This window comes from Streptomyces sp. NPDC006261 (genome assembly GCF_040613515.1).
Taxonomy (GTDB): Bacteria; Actinomycetota; Actinomycetes; order Streptomycetales; family Streptomycetaceae; genus Streptomyces.
Genome location: NZ_JBEXSI010000011.1, coordinates 49,377 through 67,231, shown reverse-complemented (window position 1 = coordinate 67,231; position 17,855 = coordinate 49,377). Strand labels below are relative to the sequence as shown.

The following is a 17,855-nucleotide window of genomic DNA, read 5'->3' as shown; positions in this document are numbered from 1 at the left end:
CGGCCGCTCAGCCCTTGACGGCACCGGCGGCGAAGCCGGAGGTGACATGGCGCTGGAGCAACAGGAAGATCGCCAGGGCGGGCAGCGCGAAGAGGGTGGAAGCGGCCATCGTGGCGCCCCAGTCGGTGCCGAAGGTGTTCTGGAAGGACGACAGCCAGACCGGCAGGGTCCGGTTGTCCTGCTGTTTGATGATCAGGAAGTTGGCGTAGGCGAACTCGTTCCAGGCCGTGATGAAACCGAACAGCGAGGTCGCCATCAGCCCCGGCGCCAGCAACGGCATCGCCACCCGCCAGAACGCCCCGGTCCGGGTGCAGCCGTCGACCTGGGCGGCCTCCTCCAGCTCCGGCGGGATCGTCCCGATGAAGCCGCGCAGCACCACGATGGTGAACGGCAGCGTGATCATGAAGTAGATCAGCGTGAGCGTCGGCAGCCGGTCCAGCATGTCGGTGTCCCGGGAGATGATGTAGATGGGGATGATCAGCGACTCCCAGGGCGCCATCTGCGCTATGAAGACCATCAGCATGAACTGCCGCCGGCCCTTCCACCGCATCCGCGCCACCGCGAAGGCCGCGCCCAGCGCCACCAGCAGGGCGAGCAGGACGGCGCCCAGCGTCACGAGGATGCTGTTGCGCCAGAACAGCGCGAACCCGTCGGCGTCCACGGCTCGTCGGAAGTGGTCGAGGGTCCAGGTGTGCGGGAAGAGCCGCGGGTCGGCGGACTGGATGTCCTTGGACGGCTTGAAGGCCGTGGAGATCATCCAGTACACGGGGAAGAGGCAGACCACGACGGTCACGGCGGCGGCGATGTTCAGGGGCAGGCGCCGCAGCCGGGGGCCTACGGGCACTCGGGGGCGTGCGGGACGGATGGTCATCGGATCTCGTCCTCCTGGCGGAACATCTGGCGGAAGTAGAGGACGAGCACCCCGGACATCAGGACGACGGTGATCATCGAGGCGGCCGAGCCCAGGTCGTACCGCTGGCTGGAGAGGGCCGTCTGCACCGCGTAGACCGGCAGGATCGTGGTGGCGTCGCCCGGCCCGCCGCGGGTCATCACCCAGATCTGGACGAACGCCTTGAACGTCCAGATCACCTCCAGCGAGAAGACCAGCAGGAAGATCGGCCGGAGCATCGGGAAGGTCACCGAGCGGAAGATCCGCCCTGCCCCCGCCCCGTCCAGCCGCGCCGACTCGTACAGCTCCGGGGGCACGGTGGTGAGCGCGGAGTACAGGGTGATCGCGGCGAACGGCACCGACTGCCAGACGATCAGTGTCACCAGGATGGCGAAGGCGGCGGTCCCGTTGGCGAACCACGGATAGCGGTCGAAGGAGTCGAAGCCGAGCGAGGTCAGAGCCCAGTTGACGATGCCGAACTCCGAGTGGAACAGCCACTGGAACACCGTGGTCGCCGCCACCACCGGCATCGCCCAGGCCAGCACGAGTGAGCAGAGCACCACCGTCCGGCCCACCCGCCGCAGTCGCTCCACCATCAGGGCGACCAGCGTGGCGATCACCATGATCAGGACGACGTTGATCGCCATGAACAGGAAGGTGCGGTGGACCACCTCCCAGAACCGCGGGTCCGCCAGCAGCGTGCGGTAGTTCCGCAGCCCGACGAACTTCGCGTCACCGCTGATCAGTTGACGCAGCCGGAAGTCCTGGAAGGAGATCAGGACGGCCCGCACCAGAGGGTAGACCAGCAGATAGAGCATGCCGCCGATGGCGGGGGCGATCAGGGCGTACGGCCAGAGGCTGTGCGCCCGGATCGCCGGCTCCTCGCGTGCGGCGAGGCGCGGGGCCGGCCGCCGCCGGGGTGTGCGGGGTGCTGGGGTCCGTTCGGCGGCGACCGGCACGGCACGCCTCCTTCCCTGCCTGGAACGGATGGAACGGGGTCAGGAACCGGCGTTCATGGCTCGGGTGATGTCCTGCGAGGCCTTCGCCGCCTCCTTGGCCGGATCGCCCCCGGTGAGCACGGCCGTCATGTAGTCCTTGATCGGGTTCTCCGCCTCGACCGCCGCCCACCCCGGGGTGTTGGGTGTGGCATGGCCGTTGGCGGCGCCGACCGCCATCGCTGCCGCACCCGGGTCGCCGGCCACGGCGGAGGCGAGCGAGGTGCGGTTCGGGACGTAGCTCATGGCGACGGCGAGCTTCTTCTGCCAGACGTCGCCGGTCAGCTCCTTGATGAAGGTGACCGCCTCGTCGGGATGGGCCGCGGCGGCCGGTACGACGAGATCCGAGCCGCCGGTGAAGACGGAGCCGGGAGTGTCCGCGGTCTTGCCCGGAATGGGAAAGAAGGCGAGCTTGCCCTTGAGTTCCGGGTTCTTCTCCACGATCACGTTGGCCCCGCCCGGGGTGGAGATGAGCTGGGCGACCTTCCCCTGCGCCATCAGCTCGGCCTGCGGCGGGTCGTCCTCGTCGGAGTCCTTGGGGCCCTTGCCGAGCGCCTGGAGCTTCTCGTAGAACGCCATGCCGCGCAGGGCCTCGGGGGTGTCCAGAGCACCGGACCACTTGCCGCCGGACTCGGTGGCGAGGTCGCCTCCCTCGTCCCAGATGAAGCCGGCCAGCGCGTACCACATCTGGCCGGGCAGGTAGATGCCCTGCGTACCGCCCTTGTCGAGCTGGGTGGTGGCGTCGATCCACTGGTCGCGGGTCCTGATCTCCTTCGCGTCGATGCCGGCCTTCTCGAAGAGGTCGGTGCGGTAGATGACCACCCGGTTGGCCGCGTAGTACGGGATGCCGTACTGCTTCCCCTGGTACGCCCCCGGCTCGGCCAGCCCGCTCAGCCAGTCCCCGCCGTTCAGCTCGTCCTCGCGGTCGCTGAGGTCGAGCAGCCCGCCGCTCTCGGCGAACTGCGCCACTTGCGTGTTGCCCGCCTCGATGACGTCCGGGGCGTCGTTGCTGGCCAGGGCGGCGGTGATCTTCTGGCCGATGCCGTCCCACTCCTGTACCTGGATCTTCACGTCGATCTCCGGGTGGCGTCTTTCGAAGTCCGCGGTGAACTCCTTCTGGAACGTGTCCGAGACGCTGTCGCGCATCAGCCAGACGTCCACCGTCGTCCGTCCGTCCCCGCTCGCGGAGTCGGACGGCGAACTACAGGCACTGAGCGCGGCGGCCAGAACGAGCACGGACCCACCGGCAAGCAAGCGGTACTTCACGGTTCACCTCGGAATGCAGAACTGAGTCCGACCTGAGTCCGACCTGACCACCTGACCAGTGATGTCCACTGGACAGCTCACCTCTCGATGGGGGTTGAAGGTGGCATAGACCAATGAGGCCGTCAACCCCCCTCGTAGCAAGGTGATTTGGTGATCTGTGCGTAACGCGTGCGCTCTGGCAATCCGCAGTAAGCGCTACACTTCGCCTGACCAGCAGGCCAGTTGGGCTGACAGCTCGGTCAACTGGTAAGAAGAACGGACCCGTCGGGAAGGGGAGCGCATGGACGCGGACGTGCCGGGGGCGGTGCTCAAGCGGGAGCGGACGCGCGATGCCGTGCTGGAGCTGATCGAGTCGCGCAGCCCCGGCGACGCGATCCCCTCGGAGCGGGCTCTGTGCTCCCTGCTCGGCGTATCGCGGCCCACCGTGCGCGCGGCCGTCGACGAACTGGTCGCCGCCGGGCTCCTCGTGCGGGAACACGGCCGGGGCATGTTCGTCGCGCCCGCCAAGATCACCCAGGAGCTGGTGGCGGGGGACCGGTCGCTGAGCGTGCCGCGGGCGGCGGGCACCTGGTCGAGCCGGCTGCTGGAGTTCACCACCCTCCAGGCAGGGGCCCGGGTCGGCCGCAGACTGCGGATGTCACCCGCCGCCGAGATCGTCTACGTGGCCCGGCTGCGGCTGGTCGACGGGGCGCCGATGGCCATCGAGCACCTGCACATCCGGGCCGAGCTGGTGCCCGGCCTCAGTGCGCAGGAGCTGGAGAGCGGCGACCTGTACGAGCATCTGCGCACCACCCACGGCGTGCACGTCCACGAGGCGGTCCAGGCGATCGAGCCCACCGTCGTCACCCGCGCCGAGGCGAAGCTGCTCGACGTGCCCGAGCTCTCCCCGGCCCTGCTCTTCGAACGGCTGACCTCCGACACGTCCGGCCGCCCGGTGGAGTACGTTCACTCGCTCTACCGGGGGGACCGCTACCGGATCGTCTCCCGCCTCGCCCTCGGACCGGCCGCCGAGGTCGCCCCGGACCGGGAGGGCCACCACCCGGGCATCCCGCCGGGCGACTTCGCGCACGGGGACGCGATCACGTCCTCGACCAGGGGGGACATCCAGGCGGGGGCCTGAGCCTCGACAGGCGTGGCGCAGAGCGGGACTCCCCGGTTGCACCTCCTGCCGTTCGGGGCTCCGGTGGCGGCACATCCGAAGCGGCCGCCCCACACGAGGGGCCTCGCATGTACGCCCTACCCAGCCCTGCCCCCGGCCTCCCCGTCCCCGTCCCCTCCGCCGACGCCCCCGCCGCTGCTTCCGGACACCCCGCCTCCGCCCTCCCCAGCCGCCGGCGCCCTCTCGGCGGCCTGCTCGCCGGGGCCACGCCGGCCGCCGCCCCCACCGGTCGCGCCGGGTCCGCCCACGCCACCGCCCGCCCTGCCGCACCCCTGCCCCCGGCGGGCGATCCTCTCCCGGCGCCGGTCGCGGTCTGCGTCCTGCCCCTGCCCCGACGCCCCCGAGCGGGGCCCGTCCCAGCGGTTACAGTCGTGGCCGAGCCGCGCGCCCGCACCCGCGGCGAGGACATCAGGGAGGCACAGTGCGCTTGAGGGTGGAATTCACCACCGAGCCCTTCGATCTCGACGAGGCGCCCGCCCACGCGGTGGTGGCCCGTGAGGTCATCCAGAGCGCCGAACTCGACGCCGTGGACGTCGGGCCGTTCGGCAACACGGCGGAAGGGGGCGCGGACGAGGTGCTCACCGCCGTGGACTCCCTGCTGCGCCGGGCCCTGGCCTCGGGCGCCACCCGGGTCTCGCTCCAGGTCAACGTGATCGGGGAGGAAGTCCAGTGACCGAATCCGCCGATCACGTTCCGGTCGCCGTCGATCACCCCTTCGTATCGGCGGTCAAGCCGCTCGTCGACGCGATGGGAGCCGAGCTGCTCGGCCCCGAGCAGGCCCAGCCGGACGACGTGGTGCTCGCGTGGGAGGGCCAGGACGTCATAGCCGTACGCCTGCCCCAGCTCTCCGACTCCCTGGACCACATCCTCGCCGCGATGGAGCGGCGGCACGGGATGCCACTCGCCGACCTGGACCGTAAGGCCAAGCAGTCCGTGGTCCGGACCCTGGAGGCACGCGGTGCCTTCTCCGTACGGCACGGGGTCGAGACCGTGGCCGGCGCCCTGGGCGTCTCTCGCTTCACCGTGTACAACTACATCAATTCCCAAGAGGAGAAGCGGGTTGGTCAGCGCCGTGATGGCGCGTGATGAACAGCCCCTCACCTGCGGAAACGACTGAGTTGTTAGCCAAGATGGCTGAAGCCCTGTCCCAGAAGGACAGGGTCCGGTTGTCCGAGTACCTAGGTAGCCTGGACGGAGCTGAGAGGAAGATCCCCCGCGCTCGGGTGGTCGTCGATCAGCCCGTTGGGGCTGTCCGAACGAGACGGGTAGCTCTGCCGAAGAGAGGGTGAGGGGTCAGGTCAGCCGGGAGGCAAGGGCGTCCACCTGGGCCCAGAACTCCTCCAAGGAGCCTCCGTTGTGAAGACGTACGTCCGCTGCATCGGGGCCCAGGAGCTCGCCGGCTCGGTCGTCTTCCTCGGAGATCCCTTCTCGACTCAGGTAGACGATGGTCAGGCCCTCAGCACGGAGGGCCTTGGCCTCCTCCAAGAGGCGAACATCTGTGACAACAGCAGGGCCTTCAAGGGTTCTGATCTCCTTGACTGCAAGATCGGTCCAGACGTCTTCCCCGAACGTTGCAGAGACTCCATCCACGGACATGGCCCACAGGAAGCGACGAACCTCAGGGAAGCGGTCCTTTACCTCTTCCCAGCCAAGATGCTCAACGGCCTGGGCCAACCGGATGGGCTCTTCTCCGAGGTGACTCCACCCAATGATCGGATCAGCAGCTAGACCAATCTCCTTGATCGGTTCTGCGATGGAGACTCTGGTGTACCCGTGTCTCTCGATCAGTCGTTCTGCTGCTGTGTCCTTGCCGACCCGCGGTCGGCCAACGATCCCAATTCCAGACATGACATGAGCCTAGTGGGAGGTGTACCGTGTAGCACAGGCACTACCGACAGTGATCAACCACTGGCGGGCCAACTTCATAGACCACAAGCGGACCTAGCGCCTACGGGCGCGACGGAGAAGGCCGTTTGACTAGATCACTCCCGTTGAGTGGTGGAGTCCAACGACCTCCCGACTCACGGGAGTTTCGTATGTCTGAAGAAGTACTGGAATATGCCACCTATGCCCCCTCGGGGACTAGGTGTGCGAAGTGCGGCTACCCTGTCCAGAAGACTCAGATGGCTTCACGTGTGTCCCTGGGCGGAGAGCTTGGCTACCGGCATCTCCAGTTCAGTGAGTGTCGCACCGCGGCCGGCAGGCGACTGGCAGAGCTGAGGGGATCCTCGAAGTGACCCAACAAGAACAGCTTCGAGAGGCCAGGGCTCTTCTGGACATCGCCTTGGCGGACTACGACAAGCGTGTGAACCAGGACAAGGCAATCACGAACGAGATGGACCTCCGCATGGGCCAGACGATCCAGACCAGAGGCTGCGGCGGCACGATGTACAAGACCGTGGAAACGGATGAGAACGGTAATCCGACCAACGAGTCTCTGTATATCTGTGGCTCTTGTGGCGCCATGGCCTGACAAACAGAAATAGCCCCCCTCCCTTTTCGGGGAGAGGGGCATTCTTGTGTCCTGGGTCAGATGAATTACTTCATACCGGCACCTTGGGGGTGCCGACTACCATTCTTTCATTCATTCTTGACACTGAAGGAGGGAGTAGGGTCGCCCACCTTCGGGGGTGGGCTCCACACACTACCAAGATCACTAAGGGGGGTATATAACCAACCCTTACAATATATATGTAGGTGTCAAAACGAGGGTTTTGTGACACCAGATGAGGAAACTGAGACACAGATCACACGGTTTGGCCCCTTCTTTCATTCAATCTTGGTCCGACAGGAGGGCTTGGAGGCCTAGAGGGCTGAAAAAGGGCTCAGGACGGGCTCTGAGGGGCGTTCTAAGGGGGTCTGGGGACTTGGTGGGGCAGGGTTCTGGTAGGCCCTTAGAGGGGCACTGAAGACTTCATTACCCGTACACGATCGAAGGAAGGTGCCCCCGGCGGGTCCGTTGCGTATGAACATAAGCATTACCCCAGGTGCACACAGCATGGAATGAGTGAATGAATAAAGGGGTGAGCAGGTATCCGCATGGCTATTCTTTCATTCGCACAAATAGGCACGGGAATGCACGCATTCATTCGAGGGATATCAGCGACAGGCGCTTAGAGGGGATGCAGAGAGACACCACGTCGCCTGACAGGGCGACGCACAGCCGGCATGAGAGGTGAGGCAGGGAGGGAGCCTGCCCGCTCCGCGGGCCCTGTGTGGGGCAGGGAGAGGGCATGAGATGTGACCTCTTGCCGGCCTGTAGGCCGGTCCCCGAGTCCTTCGAGCATGGGGGTCAAGGCTCTCTAGCAGGGGGCTAGGCACCCCTCACAGAGCCTGTGTTGGTAGGTAGGCGCACTCAAGGGATCAAGGTCTATCAAGCATGTGACCTGTAGGTTTGTGTAACAGCACATGATGTGCTACACGCGTGCGCACGTTCCTATATACAGGGCAGGGGCATACAGCCACCCACCTACAGCCGGCACACCCATGCATGAATGAAAGAAGTCTCCAGGCAAGGTTGACATGAGATGTGGGCAGGGTGCATAGTAGAGACATCGCCAAGGGGGAGAGGAACCCGAAGAGGGTGTAGCCCCCGGAAGCGAAGCGAAGGACCGGAACCTAGGCCGAAAGCCTAGTGAAGGAAGCCTCAGCTACTTGAGAACTCCATAGCGAAACCGCCTAAGCGTAATAGAGGTATCTGATACAGAGATACCCACAGCAAGCACATTCCCCATAGACGCTGCCCACTAGGTGGGTAGCTAGGGGTGGAGCGGCCGGCGGCTCTAGTCCACCTAGGCCGGCACAGTAGGTAAGTGGTATCGGGCGCTCATCTCGAATGAGCGTCCTCTTACTTCCACCTGCATAGGAGAGTGGCCCATGAGCAAGGAAGCATCTAGCTGGAAGCGCGTGTTCGCGGGCTACTACCAGCGTATTGGTTCGGACGGAAAGACTATCCTGGCTCAGGTAGGGCGGGATGGGGATGGATCCTGGAGCTACACAGTAAGGCCCTTCGGGGAGATGAGCCTCGCATGGCAGGTGACCGGCTTCCGTACCCTGGCAGAGGCTAAGACGGGCGCACAGGCTGCCTATCGCTCTTACATGAACAAGCACCGGGCATTGAACAGTAAGTAAGGATCATCGGGTACAGGGCCGGCTCATCACTCGCCCCTGTATCCTGTTGGTCCCGCTTACAGGAAGGACAGTCCGAGTGAGCTACACAGACTTGCGTGACTTTGAGTGTGAGTACCGAGAGGTATTCACGGGGGAGCACAACGGAGAGCATGAAGCCTTCGTGGTCGAGATTGAGAAGACAGGGGGTGGGACGGTAGGCAGGCAGTACACAGGGGAAACGTGGCGATTCATCGCTAGGTTTTCTGGAGGCAGGGAGATCGATCGTGCCCATGATCTATTCATCCCTGGCCCCACAACCCATGTACAGGCTGCAAAGGTCGTGTTCGATTGGGTCTGCAACACCGAAGAGATCCGGGGGTACTGAGCATGACTGAGACAAAGCGAGAGTGCTGCAACCACTGCATGTGGTACGGGCCTGTTAACCAGGACGGAACCATGCGCAAGCACTTCATCCGGTCGGATGACACAAGGAAGCAAGTCAAGGCACTCGGAGTGTGTGAGGGGAGCAACAAGCCTTTTGCGCAGCTTGGTCCCCAGTGTGGTCACAAGATGCTCAGCATGAAGACTGGTCAGTTTGTCTACTGCACCAAGACTTCGGGCCACGACAGGGCTCATCAGGCAAGCAGTGAACAGGAGTCCGGGCCTAGCCTTGGCGACTACGCAGAAGCAGGACGGATCATACAGGGCCTCATCCCTGGTGTTCGTCGCTAGGTAAGAGACATCGGGCGCACGGCTTCACCTCCGTGCGTCCTTTTGTTTCCGCCTATGGTTGATATGAGATACGGAAGAAGAGAGAGCACACAATGATCGCCTGGATTCTGAGCCTGGTTCTTCCCCTGAGCATCGCCACGGGAGGAGCACCCTCCGCCTTCACCGCGGTTGCTGCTCTGGTCACCACACAGAGCACACAGAGCGAGGAAGACGAGTGGGAGGAGTTCCACACCCTCTCCCACTCCGAGCACGCGGAAGCGTTCGACGTCCTGTTCAACAGCTACGAGACCAAGTGGAGCAAGAACGGCCGGCTGATGATTCGACAGGGCTCTACGGGCCCTTACAAGTTCGTTAAGAGGTCAGCATGACTCTCTCTGAGTTCCTTCCGATCCTCGGAGGGATCATGTTCATCGTCTAGAGCTGGCTTTCGAGCTGTGAGGGGGAGAGCAAGTGAAGTTGCTTCACCGCACCATCCGTCACGATGACGGAACAACGATCCAGACCAGCCGTAAGGCCGGCGTCTCGTGGGCAGGCTCGGTCACCTCGTACGTGAGGCACAACGGGGCGTTTCTCGGCACTGTCTACCACGGACACGGGAAGGTGGAGGTAAGGCCTCTCATGGGCCCGTACGTCCCAGGAGTACCCAGTGTGGCCGAAGCTGCCCGCATCCTGGTTCGTACGAACGGAGGCCTATCAGCATGTCGTGAGGGTTGAGATGAGATACGACAACTGAATCGGTCGGGTGAATGTGGTAGGCGAACCCCTAGCGGGGTTCGCCGGCTGCATTCAACTTATCGGCACAGGGAGGAAAGAGCATGGGCGAGACTCGGGAACACTGGACCATTTGGGTGTGTGACAACGTCGGCATCCTTTTGGGTGAGACGACAGAATGCATCTTCTGTGCATCGCTGAGTGGGGCTTTCTAAGCCTAGGACAAGCAGGCGGGATCTAGGGAACACGCTCTAGATCCCTTTTCTATGCCCAGAAGTCACTAAGCGCACTACGTGCGCCGTTAGGGGTCAGCAGATGTCCAACCGAATCGGTGTCCACTACTCAAGCTACGTAGCCGCAGAAGGGATGAAGTGCATCCCCTTCTGTCTGGAGGAAGTCACCCACTGGGCATGCGCGGAGTACCGCGGAGACAAGCATCACCACTGCCAGGTTCGGTGTGAGACGCACCGACAGGAGAACGAGCCTCACACATCCTACCGTTCGGTCTGATCTCTGGAGATTGGGTTTCGGGTGGCCGGCTGAGAAGTCGGTCCCCGTTGCCGAGTCACTATGGCTCACAGATTCCGAACGAGAGAGGTAGGGAAATGAACGACACAGAGAAGCGGTACAGGGTAGCTACCTACTCATACGCCTGCACGGCGTATGTACGAACCACACTCCGCAGAGCACTGGAACTCCAGAGCACACAGAAGGTGTGGACCGGCACAGAGTACGTGTACGCAGCTATGGCCTTGGTGCCGAACACCTACGTCACCACCAAGCTCCCCGATGAGCAGACATGGGAGCTGACCAAGCTCGAACTACACACCATCTACCGGGCCCTTGGCTGGCGTAAGGGCCGGCGCAATGGCGGACACACGGACCTGAACACTTCGGTAGAGCAGTGCGAGGAATGGTCCAACATCGAAGAGGAGATCTTCCGGGTACTCCGAGAAGTCTGGCACTCCGAGGGAAAGTATTGGATGTGAGCGAGCACCCGTGGTCACAGACCATTCTCTGTTCCTGCGGAACCAGCATTCATGATGAGCCAGAGACTCGGCAACTACATGAGGACTACTGGCACAGCCAAAGGTTCCCCGCTACGTACACCAACGGTGTGGAGGCAGAGAAGTGAATGCATCTTTCGTTCTCTGGGGTTGGACAAGCAATTGGAGAGAGGTCACCCGGCCCATTCCCGTTATGGGGGGAAGTCTCAGGGAGTGCCGTTCTCGTGAACGACAGTTCAAGGATGACTACTCAGACGCACTGACAGGGACGTACGCACGAGGTGATGAGCCTAAGGGCCTTTCACTTCAGGTGGAAGAGAGGATTTCCCAGTGAAGACACGACAGGAAACGGTACGAGGAATCACGTTCGATCCGACAACTCTGTTCCTTGAGTTCGTGGGGACGCGTCTGGATGGGGAGCCTTACGAGGAAATTGCTCCGCCCAAGTCCTTCCAGAACCACGCAGAATCGGAGAAAGCTGCGGACGGATACTTCCGCACCTCTCCTCTCCTGTATTACATCCGGATCAAAGCTCAGAGCATGAGCGGTCAGGAAGTCACCATCTCAACTGTCTGGGGGGACGAGTAAATGAGCCTCATGAAGCGGTACGCAGAAGACACAGAGCACTTCAAGCTCCGAGCCATCGAAACAGCCTGGATCACGGATGACCTGGAGAGGGCTCTAGCTCTGTCGGACCTGTTTGAGGACTGTGGCAATGCTGCCACGGTCTACCACTCGCCGGCTGAGGTGGCAGCGCTGTTCGTTCACACGGTCTCGGAGACCTACGCCACGGAATGGATGTCTCAGAGAAAGGCAACGGCATGAAGATTGGTCCGCAGTACAACGTCTACCTGGGAACACGACAAACAGTGTGGCACCGCGACATCAACGGGGCTAAGTACTCCTTCACGTATGTTCCTTCTCGGGAACCAGCAGTCTCGTCGTTTGTTCAAGTCGAACGAGATACCCCGGAGGGGTGGGAAACGGTTCACTGCTTTAGGTCCTGAACGCCCATGTTCATTGACAACCCTTAGGGATTCCTAGGGGTTGTTGGTGTTCATGGATGTTCAGACCGAAGGGAGTAAGAGTCATGGCAAGAGCAGTAATCACGATTGATGATGCGTGCGATCCGTGCTGGACCAAGAGCAAGACTGCCACGGAATCCATCATGGACATTGAGCTTGACGGGAAGACCTGGTTCTTCTGTGCTGAGCACGAAAAGGCTCTAGCACGGGAACTGGTCAAGATGCTCGGAGATCCGGGAGAGGACAAGTCGTGAGTCTCGAAGCATTCCAGGCAATGAAGTACGGGCCCATTGGTGACGCGGTCATAGCCGCAGAACCTCACACGGAAGCTGACCCTATCGGTGTCTACGCTGCCATCCTGTCTCTTTGGTCCAGTGCCATCAACGGAGACGTCGTCATGTACAACGGTCGGCCCGTAGTCGTCTGGACTGTCCTAGCCGGCGAGAGCGCGCTAGGCAGGAAGGGAACCGCGGTACGAGTGGCATCCAAGATGCTGGAACAATCCATTGGGAAGTTCCTCACCGCCCGTACCGCGGGCGGGGTTTCCTCCGGACCCTCTCTCACTCAGATGCTGTACGAGAAGCAGGAGGAGACCGAGGGAACCGAGGATGGAACGGACACTCGTCTCATCGTGGTTGATGAAGAGTGGTCCGAGAACCTTAAGCGTCAGACAAGGTGCCCTACCTTCGCCTCTAAGCTCCGTACGTGCTGGGATGGGGCTACCATCCGGCACACCACGACCAAGGTGAGCATGACCGTAGAGAACCCTCGGTTGGGGTTCCACGCTCATATCACTCCGGGGGAGTGGTCAGAGTATGTGAAACCGCGGGACGCCAAGGGAGGGTCATTCAACCGACTGCTTCCCGTCATGGTGGAAGGCTCCAAGGTTCTTCCGTATGACCATGTAGAGGTCTATCCCGAGATTCAGGGCCTAGCAGACGCCTACGATTGGGCCCGCCGCACTCCGCGGCGTATGTCCATGGGTAAGGATGCCGGCCGTAGGTTCGATGAACTCCGGGTGCAGTTCCTGCGCAAAATGGCAGACATGCCCTCTCACCTTCGGTGCTATGTGGAGAGGACACCCGAACAGATTGTGAGGGTGGCCGCGGTTCTCACCGCATCGGAGTGCAGGACCACGATCAGCCGTAAGGCGATTGATGCCGCATGGGCATTCGTCCAGTACAGCATGCGGAGCGTAGAGAAGTTGGTGCGAGAAGACTCGAAGGTGAGCGGGAGGGTCGTCAAGACCCTTCCTGAGCTTGTCCGGGAGATTCTGGTGAGGCACGGGGGAGAGGCCACGTCGTCTCTCCTGCTTCGTTCCCTGGGGCCGCGGGCAACTGCCCACACCCTCAAGGGTGTTGCTGAGACAATGGCAGATGTCACCCTGGTTCGAGGCGAGACAGAGTCCGGCCGTGGTCGGCCCCCGATCGTCTATCGTCTCGTCTCCCCGGAGACAGAGCCTGTCCAGGAAGAGTCAGAGCAGACACCTGAGCCTGTATCTGTTGCCATCCCTGAGCAGTCTTCCAAGGAAGCCCCGGAACTTAGTCTCTCCGGAAGTTGGCTGTAGGACAGCGGAAACACGAATAGCCCCCACCCTCTTTCGAGGGTGGGGGCCTTTTTGCGTTGTGTCCTCTCACAGACACGGGGGGACAGGAGAAAGGTCCCCCGGCATGGGGAAGCCAACACGGGGCCGGCTAGGACTCGGTGAGAGCCTTTCGGAGAGCAGTCATACGGCGCACCTTCTCGGCTGCCTCACCGAGGGACAGGGCAACCGCGGACAGGCTTACGGCCCATTGCCACGGGAGACTATCCAGCACAGCCACGACAGCCGGCGTGAGCGCAGCGACGACAGCCACCACCCGAGGGATGTGGCGGAGTAGGGATTCCTTCATTCATTCACCTCCCATGAGGGGAGAGAGGTTCGGCAGGCATGGCCCACCCCATTCTTTCATTCACTCTCACATGTGACGGGGGAGAGACCCCGCCTCTCGAAAGGGGCGGGGAATGGAATGAATCAGGGGGGACAGAGGCAGGAGTCCGGGCCCGGCGAAGCCGGGTGGCAGCACTGGGGAGCCATCTCAAAATATCTGAGTCAGGTTTCAATTCATCTGACGAACGAAATCCACCCATATTTGAAACTCGGTAAGTGACTCGCGCGGGCGTGCAGAGGCAGGTGCATGTACGTGCCCATGCGCGCGAGGGTGCCTAAGCCTTCGGGACCTTGAGCTTGTCCCAACTCACTTTGCCCGGCCAACCATCAGCAGCAACACCGCGGTACCCCAACTTGAGCTGCCACTTCCGGTAGCTCTTCCGGTCTGCCTCGGACCACTGAGGACCAGGACCAACCGCGTAGGCGGAGCAGCCTTCCGCCTTCAGACGCTTACCCATCCTCTCAACGAGGCTGGACCTCGGAGCCTTCTTGAAGTAGGCAGCACCAGGGTACGGCTCGTACGAAACAGGCTTCGGCTTAACAGGCGTAGCTGGCTTGGGAGTTGGGGCCTTCCCGGGCACCTTCAGCTTCTGCCCGGGATCGATGCGGTACGGAGACTTCAGGGAGTTGAGCTTGGCCATCTCCTGCCAGTCCACCTGGAGCTTCCGGCCGATGCCGGAAAGCGTGTCCCCTGCCAGAACCGTGTAGGAAGATCCTGCCGGCTTAGGAGTGGACGGCTTCTGAGGAGTAGGAGGCTTGGGCTTCCCCTCAAGGACTGCCTCCATGTCATCCCGCATCGAGTCCATCTCCATCATCTTCCCGGGCGCGTAACCCGGGTCCCACTTGCCAGGAGAACCGGACTCACCATGACCGATTAGCGAGTACTTACCCCATCCATGGAAGTCACAGACAGCAGCAGAGAGCTTGAGGAGGGTCTTGTACTGGGCATCAGTCATCTTGTGAGAGCCGGAGTACCAGATCTCTACCCCGTAGAAGTGCCGGTTGAAGTCAGTGTTGGACTCGTCATCAACAGGTGCCGGCTTCTCAGCTATAACCGCGGCCAGGACATCGTCATCTCCCATGCCCGCGTGATTTGCCCGGCCCCAGCCAATCAGGTGGACAGTTCCATCCTGGGCAAGCCCAAACTGGGAAAGAGGACCAGGGAGCCCAGCGATACCGTTGTAAAGTAGTGCGCGCTGATCCTTGTTATCCGATCCGGTGTGGTGAACCATAAAGCCATGAACGGGGCCCCAAAGCCCCTTATGGTTCCGGTTGTGGGTCTTCCAGTTCTTGTACTCCTCGTAAGGCACATCCCACTTCTTGAGCTGGGAAAGGAGCTGAGTAGGAGTCATAGGTGTAGCCATTAGAGCCCCCTTCGGAGTCTTAGGTCTTCAAGCCGGGTTGGATCAATGGTGGAGAGTATTTGCACCAAAGCGTGCGTGTACTTCTTCAGCTCCTCAATCTCCTTCGTCATCTTCTCAATGTCGTTAAGGAGCCTGTCCGCCCGAGTCTTCTGGGCTTCCGCTTCCTCTCGCCAAACGCGAGAGGTGTTCGTTCGGAAGGTGGCAACGACTACAGCGACACCACCAGCTACAAGCGAAATGAGTCCACCAATGCTTAACAGCAGAGAAATATCCAAGTGAACCTCCCTCAGAGGGCGTTGACAGTAAAGTTCCGCCACCTAGGACGGTTGCCGATGAGGCCGATATTTCCCTCTGATACGTGCACGTAGCCACCTCGATAGGTGGCGTTGGTGGAAGACACAGTGACATTCGGGGTTACATCGGTTCTGGTGATGCTCACAAGCGCGGGAGTAACATCCACCCGGAAAGACATCCACTGATTGGCTACAGGAGCTGCGGAAAGGGCCGTAGCAAGAGGGGTCCCGGAAGTGACTCCAGCAGTGTGGGAGTAGAGTTCCAGGGAGCCAGAACCACGGAAGACCATGTGATAGCCACCGGATTCGTTGACCATGTTGAACCGGTAGTTACTGTCATCGGCCTTGCCGAAAGCTACGCCGGCATGTTCATTGGTGGGCACAGTGCCGTCGTACTTCATATCGAAGGTCATTCGGTAGCCGTTGGTCGGGAACGACGGGAATGAGCAGGACCCAATAAGGGCCGACTCCCCGACCACGTTGAAGAAGACTTCACCGTTTCCGGAGTACTTGAGGTCCCGGGTACCGTCATAGAAGAGACGGCCCATGTCCCCTGGAGCCTTGACCGCGGTAGCCCAGTTGTCCTTCTTGAGGATCTGGTAGTTCGTACTCAGCCACTTGTACTGAGCTGCCATCATTCCCTGGACACCAAGGCCCACAAGTGTGTCCCTCTGGGAACGTCGGTGGACCTCCCAGCAAATGACCTTCTTACCGCGGGCTACGATTTCCTGCTTACGGGCATTGGTCATTGCCGAAGGGATGCCCCAGTAGTCAATAAGGGGATCAACAGCAGCCAACTGAAGGTCAGTTGTGCCTGCGTCCATATACCCCCAGACCTTGAATCCTCTGGACTTCATAAGGGTGAACGAGGGGTTTGTGTAGTAGTTCTTCCACACCACCGACTGATTGGCGTTGGGGTAGTAGTCCTCAAGCATCTTCTGCACGATCGGGATAGCCACATTCGTCTTGGGTTCCAGGAAGATGACGACTCGACCCATGAAACGGTCAAGCACATCACGGAGGTTGGTCATGGGCTGGTCGGCCCATCCCTGCCCAAGAATGCTTCCCAGGTCCACCTTTACGGTGTTGATAAGAGAGGCATAAGGCATGTCGGCCATAAGGCCTGTGCCCGTGGTGGTGCGATCCAGAGTCGGATCGTGCATACAGACAGGGACACCATCTGCGGTAACGCAGACGGAGACCTCAATCGCCTTCACACCACTGGTAAGGGCTGCGTCATAGGCAGCCATGGTGTGCTCCGGATATTCCATCCCGGAACCGCGGTGAGCGATGTAGAACGGGGTCTCATCCATCAGAGCATCAATAGAAGCCATGCTGGAGGAGCTGCCTGAGGGCATGTGCTGGAGAGGGATAAGCCCTGAGGCATCAAGAGGGGCGATCCCGTTGGGGGTGCCAATCTTGCTGTTCAGGTTGTCCTCAGCAGCAGCTCTGTCCCCGTGGGGATCAGAAGCTGTCAGGTGGTCCTTGAAACGCTGTCCGACATCGGAAGCCACTAGGGCTATACGGCCGGCCCCGAAGTCCACATACAGCCGTTCTGCCCCGTCAGGTCCCCAGAAGGGAGGCACCATTCCCTGAGCGTCTGCGATGAGCGTAGAAACAGGGACGTTTTCAATAGTCAGTAGGTCGGTGACCTGGCCGGCCCCCTCGGAGAGGCCGTCCCATACCGTTCCAGAGGCGCCCGGAACCCGGGCGCCTACCATGTCTTCTGCTACGTCAGCGGAGGTCCCTCCAAATAGATTACGAGCCATTTGCTAACCTCCGGATATAGGTGTCCAAGATGTCTGTGCTGCTTCGTAGACTCCTGAGAATGTGATGGCGGCTCGGCGGGGGACAATCTTCAGCCCGTCGAGACCCGCAGCCGAATTGGCAGGGTTCGGATACAAAATCAGCATGGTGGAGGTGGAACCTCCCTTAGCGATGCGCCCGTGCAAATCCATGTAATTAGGCAGACCTCCCTGAGAGGTCGGCTGCTCGAAGATGCCATGCAGCGTCTGTCCTGTATCACCTCGCGCTGCAATGGGGAGAGAGACCCCATAAGAGGGGTTGGTGCCTGAAATCTTGGCGTCCACAGTCGTAGAAGTGTTGTGGAGACGAATAGAGAACCAGATCATTCCTGGAGCGATCCATCGCCACCGACCCAGCTTCTCTGCCACACCTCCGCCGTTTACCAGTTGAGGGGTGTACTCCATAGAGGCGCCAAGGGTCCGGGCGGTCACCAAGCCATCTCGTCCATGGAAAATCTCGTTCTGAGACCAGTCAGTATTGCTGTCCAGGTCATAACCGAACGTGCCAGCCGGCGTAAGAGCTAGGCTGTCTTTGGCATTCCAGGGGAACCCAACAGAAGGAGGCATCA

Annotated in this window: 18 protein-coding genes; 11 read left to right on the top strand and 7 right to left on the bottom strand. The window is 61.4% G+C overall.

Translation table 11 applies throughout. The annotated features are described in order from the left end of the window. Positions 1-7: 7 nt before the first annotated feature. Genes ABZ154_RS09435 through ABZ154_RS09425 form a run of 3 tightly spaced genes read right to left on the bottom strand, consistent with a single transcriptional unit; the run spans position 8 to position 3,150 of the window. On the bottom strand, positions 8-871 hold the full coding sequence (locus tag ABZ154_RS09435) for a carbohydrate ABC transporter permease (protein ID WP_356830622.1): 864 nt from the start codon (positions 869-871) through the stop codon (positions 8-10). Continuing rightward, complete coding sequence (locus ABZ154_RS09430) at positions 868-1,848, bottom strand: sugar ABC transporter permease (protein WP_356830620.1); 981 nt, start codon at positions 1,846-1,848, stop codon at positions 868-870. The genes ABZ154_RS09435 and ABZ154_RS09430 overlap by 4 nt, the downstream gene beginning before the upstream one ends. 39 nt (positions 1,849-1,887) lie before the next feature. Further along, positions 1,888-3,150, bottom strand: coding sequence for an extracellular solute-binding protein (locus ABZ154_RS09425; RefSeq protein ID WP_356830618.1), 1,263 nt, complete (start codon positions 3,148-3,150; stop codon positions 1,888-1,890). Between the two features lie 280 nt (positions 3,151-3,430). On the opposite strand from ABZ154_RS09425, the gene ABZ154_RS09420 reads away from it, so the two are divergent. The 3 genes from ABZ154_RS09420 to ABZ154_RS09410 all read left to right on the top strand — a co-directional run bounded on the left by ABZ154_RS09420 (position 3,431) and on the right by ABZ154_RS09410 (position 5,395). Further along, positions 3,431-4,270: a GntR family transcriptional regulator gene (locus ABZ154_RS09420; RefSeq protein ID WP_356830617.1), complete on the top strand. Its 840-nt coding sequence runs from the start codon at positions 3,431-3,433 to the stop codon at positions 4,268-4,270. A 472-nt stretch (positions 4,271-4,742) separates the two neighbouring features. After that, positions 4,743-4,982, top strand: coding sequence for a hypothetical protein (locus ABZ154_RS09415; protein ID WP_073881602.1), 240 nt, complete (start codon positions 4,743-4,745; stop codon positions 4,980-4,982). After that, positions 4,979-5,395, top strand: a complete 417-nt coding sequence (locus tag ABZ154_RS09410; RefSeq protein WP_356830614.1) for a helix-turn-helix domain-containing protein — start codon at positions 4,979-4,981, stop codon at positions 5,393-5,395. Before ABZ154_RS09415 ends, ABZ154_RS09410 begins: the two co-directional genes overlap by 4 nt. A gap of 207 nt (positions 5,396-5,602) precedes the next feature. On the opposite strand, the gene ABZ154_RS09405 is transcribed toward ABZ154_RS09410, so the two are convergent. Beyond that, positions 5,603-6,157: a hypothetical protein gene (locus tag ABZ154_RS09405; RefSeq protein ID WP_356830612.1), complete on the bottom strand. Its 555-nt coding sequence runs from the start codon at positions 6,155-6,157 to the stop codon at positions 5,603-5,605. A 385-nt stretch (positions 6,158-6,542) separates the two neighbouring features. On the opposite strand from ABZ154_RS09405, the gene ABZ154_RS09400 reads away from it, so the two are divergent. From ABZ154_RS09400 to ABZ154_RS09365, 8 genes are all read left to right on the top strand, one after another. After that, a complete protein-coding gene (locus ABZ154_RS09400) occupies positions 6,543-6,782 on the top strand; it encodes a hypothetical protein (protein ID WP_356830610.1) in 240 nt (79 codons plus the stop codon). Between the two features lie 1,403 nt (positions 6,783-8,185). Next, on the top strand, positions 8,186-8,440 hold the full coding sequence (locus ABZ154_RS09395) for a hypothetical protein (RefSeq protein WP_356830608.1): 255 nt from the start codon (positions 8,186-8,188) through the stop codon (positions 8,438-8,440). Positions 8,441-8,516: 76 nt separating this feature from the next. Beyond that, the gene (locus ABZ154_RS09390) at positions 8,517-8,804 is read left to right on the top strand and encodes a hypothetical protein (RefSeq protein WP_356830606.1); all 288 of its coding nucleotides are present in this window, start codon (positions 8,517-8,519) and stop codon (positions 8,802-8,804) included. Positions 8,805-9,243: 439 nt separating this feature from the next. Further along, the gene (locus ABZ154_RS09385; RefSeq protein WP_356830605.1) at positions 9,244-9,519 is read left to right on the top strand and encodes a hypothetical protein; all 276 of its coding nucleotides are present in this window, start codon (positions 9,244-9,246) and stop codon (positions 9,517-9,519) included. Between the two features lie 948 nt (positions 9,520-10,467). Next, positions 10,468-10,851 (top strand): hypothetical protein, encoded by a 384-nt coding sequence (locus ABZ154_RS09380; RefSeq protein WP_356830603.1) that lies wholly within the window; start codon positions 10,468-10,470, stop codon positions 10,849-10,851. Between the two features lie 606 nt (positions 10,852-11,457). Continuing rightward, positions 11,458-11,694, top strand: a complete 237-nt coding sequence (locus ABZ154_RS09375) for a hypothetical protein (protein WP_356830601.1) — start codon at positions 11,458-11,460, stop codon at positions 11,692-11,694. A 265-nt stretch (positions 11,695-11,959) separates the two neighbouring features. Next, on the top strand, positions 11,960-12,148 hold the full coding sequence (locus ABZ154_RS09370; RefSeq protein ID WP_356830599.1) for a hypothetical protein: 189 nt from the start codon (positions 11,960-11,962) through the stop codon (positions 12,146-12,148). After that, positions 12,145-13,461, top strand: a complete 1,317-nt coding sequence (locus tag ABZ154_RS09365; RefSeq protein WP_356830597.1) for a DUF3987 domain-containing protein — start codon at positions 12,145-12,147, stop codon at positions 13,459-13,461. Before ABZ154_RS09370 ends, ABZ154_RS09365 begins: the two co-directional genes overlap by 4 nt. 638 nt (positions 13,462-14,099) lie before the next feature. On the opposite strand, the gene ABZ154_RS09360 is transcribed toward ABZ154_RS09365, so the two are convergent. Genes ABZ154_RS09360 through ABZ154_RS09350 form a run of 3 tightly spaced genes read right to left on the bottom strand, consistent with a single transcriptional unit; the run spans position 14,100 to position 17,202 of the window. Beyond that, positions 14,100-15,176, bottom strand: coding sequence for a peptidoglycan-binding protein (locus ABZ154_RS09360; protein ID WP_356830595.1), 1,077 nt, complete (start codon positions 15,174-15,176; stop codon positions 14,100-14,102). Positions 15,177-15,187: 11 nt separating this feature from the next. Then, positions 15,188-15,463 carry a hypothetical protein gene (locus tag ABZ154_RS09355; RefSeq protein ID WP_356830593.1) on the bottom strand — a complete coding sequence of 92 codons (276 nt, stop codon included), beginning with the start codon at positions 15,461-15,463 and terminating at the stop codon, positions 15,188-15,190. A gap of 11 nt (positions 15,464-15,474) precedes the next feature. Further along, on the bottom strand, positions 15,475-17,202 hold the full coding sequence (locus ABZ154_RS09350; protein ID WP_356830591.1) for a glycerophosphodiester phosphodiesterase: 1,728 nt from the start codon (positions 17,200-17,202) through the stop codon (positions 15,475-15,477). Positions 17,203-17,855 lie beyond the last annotated feature (653 nt).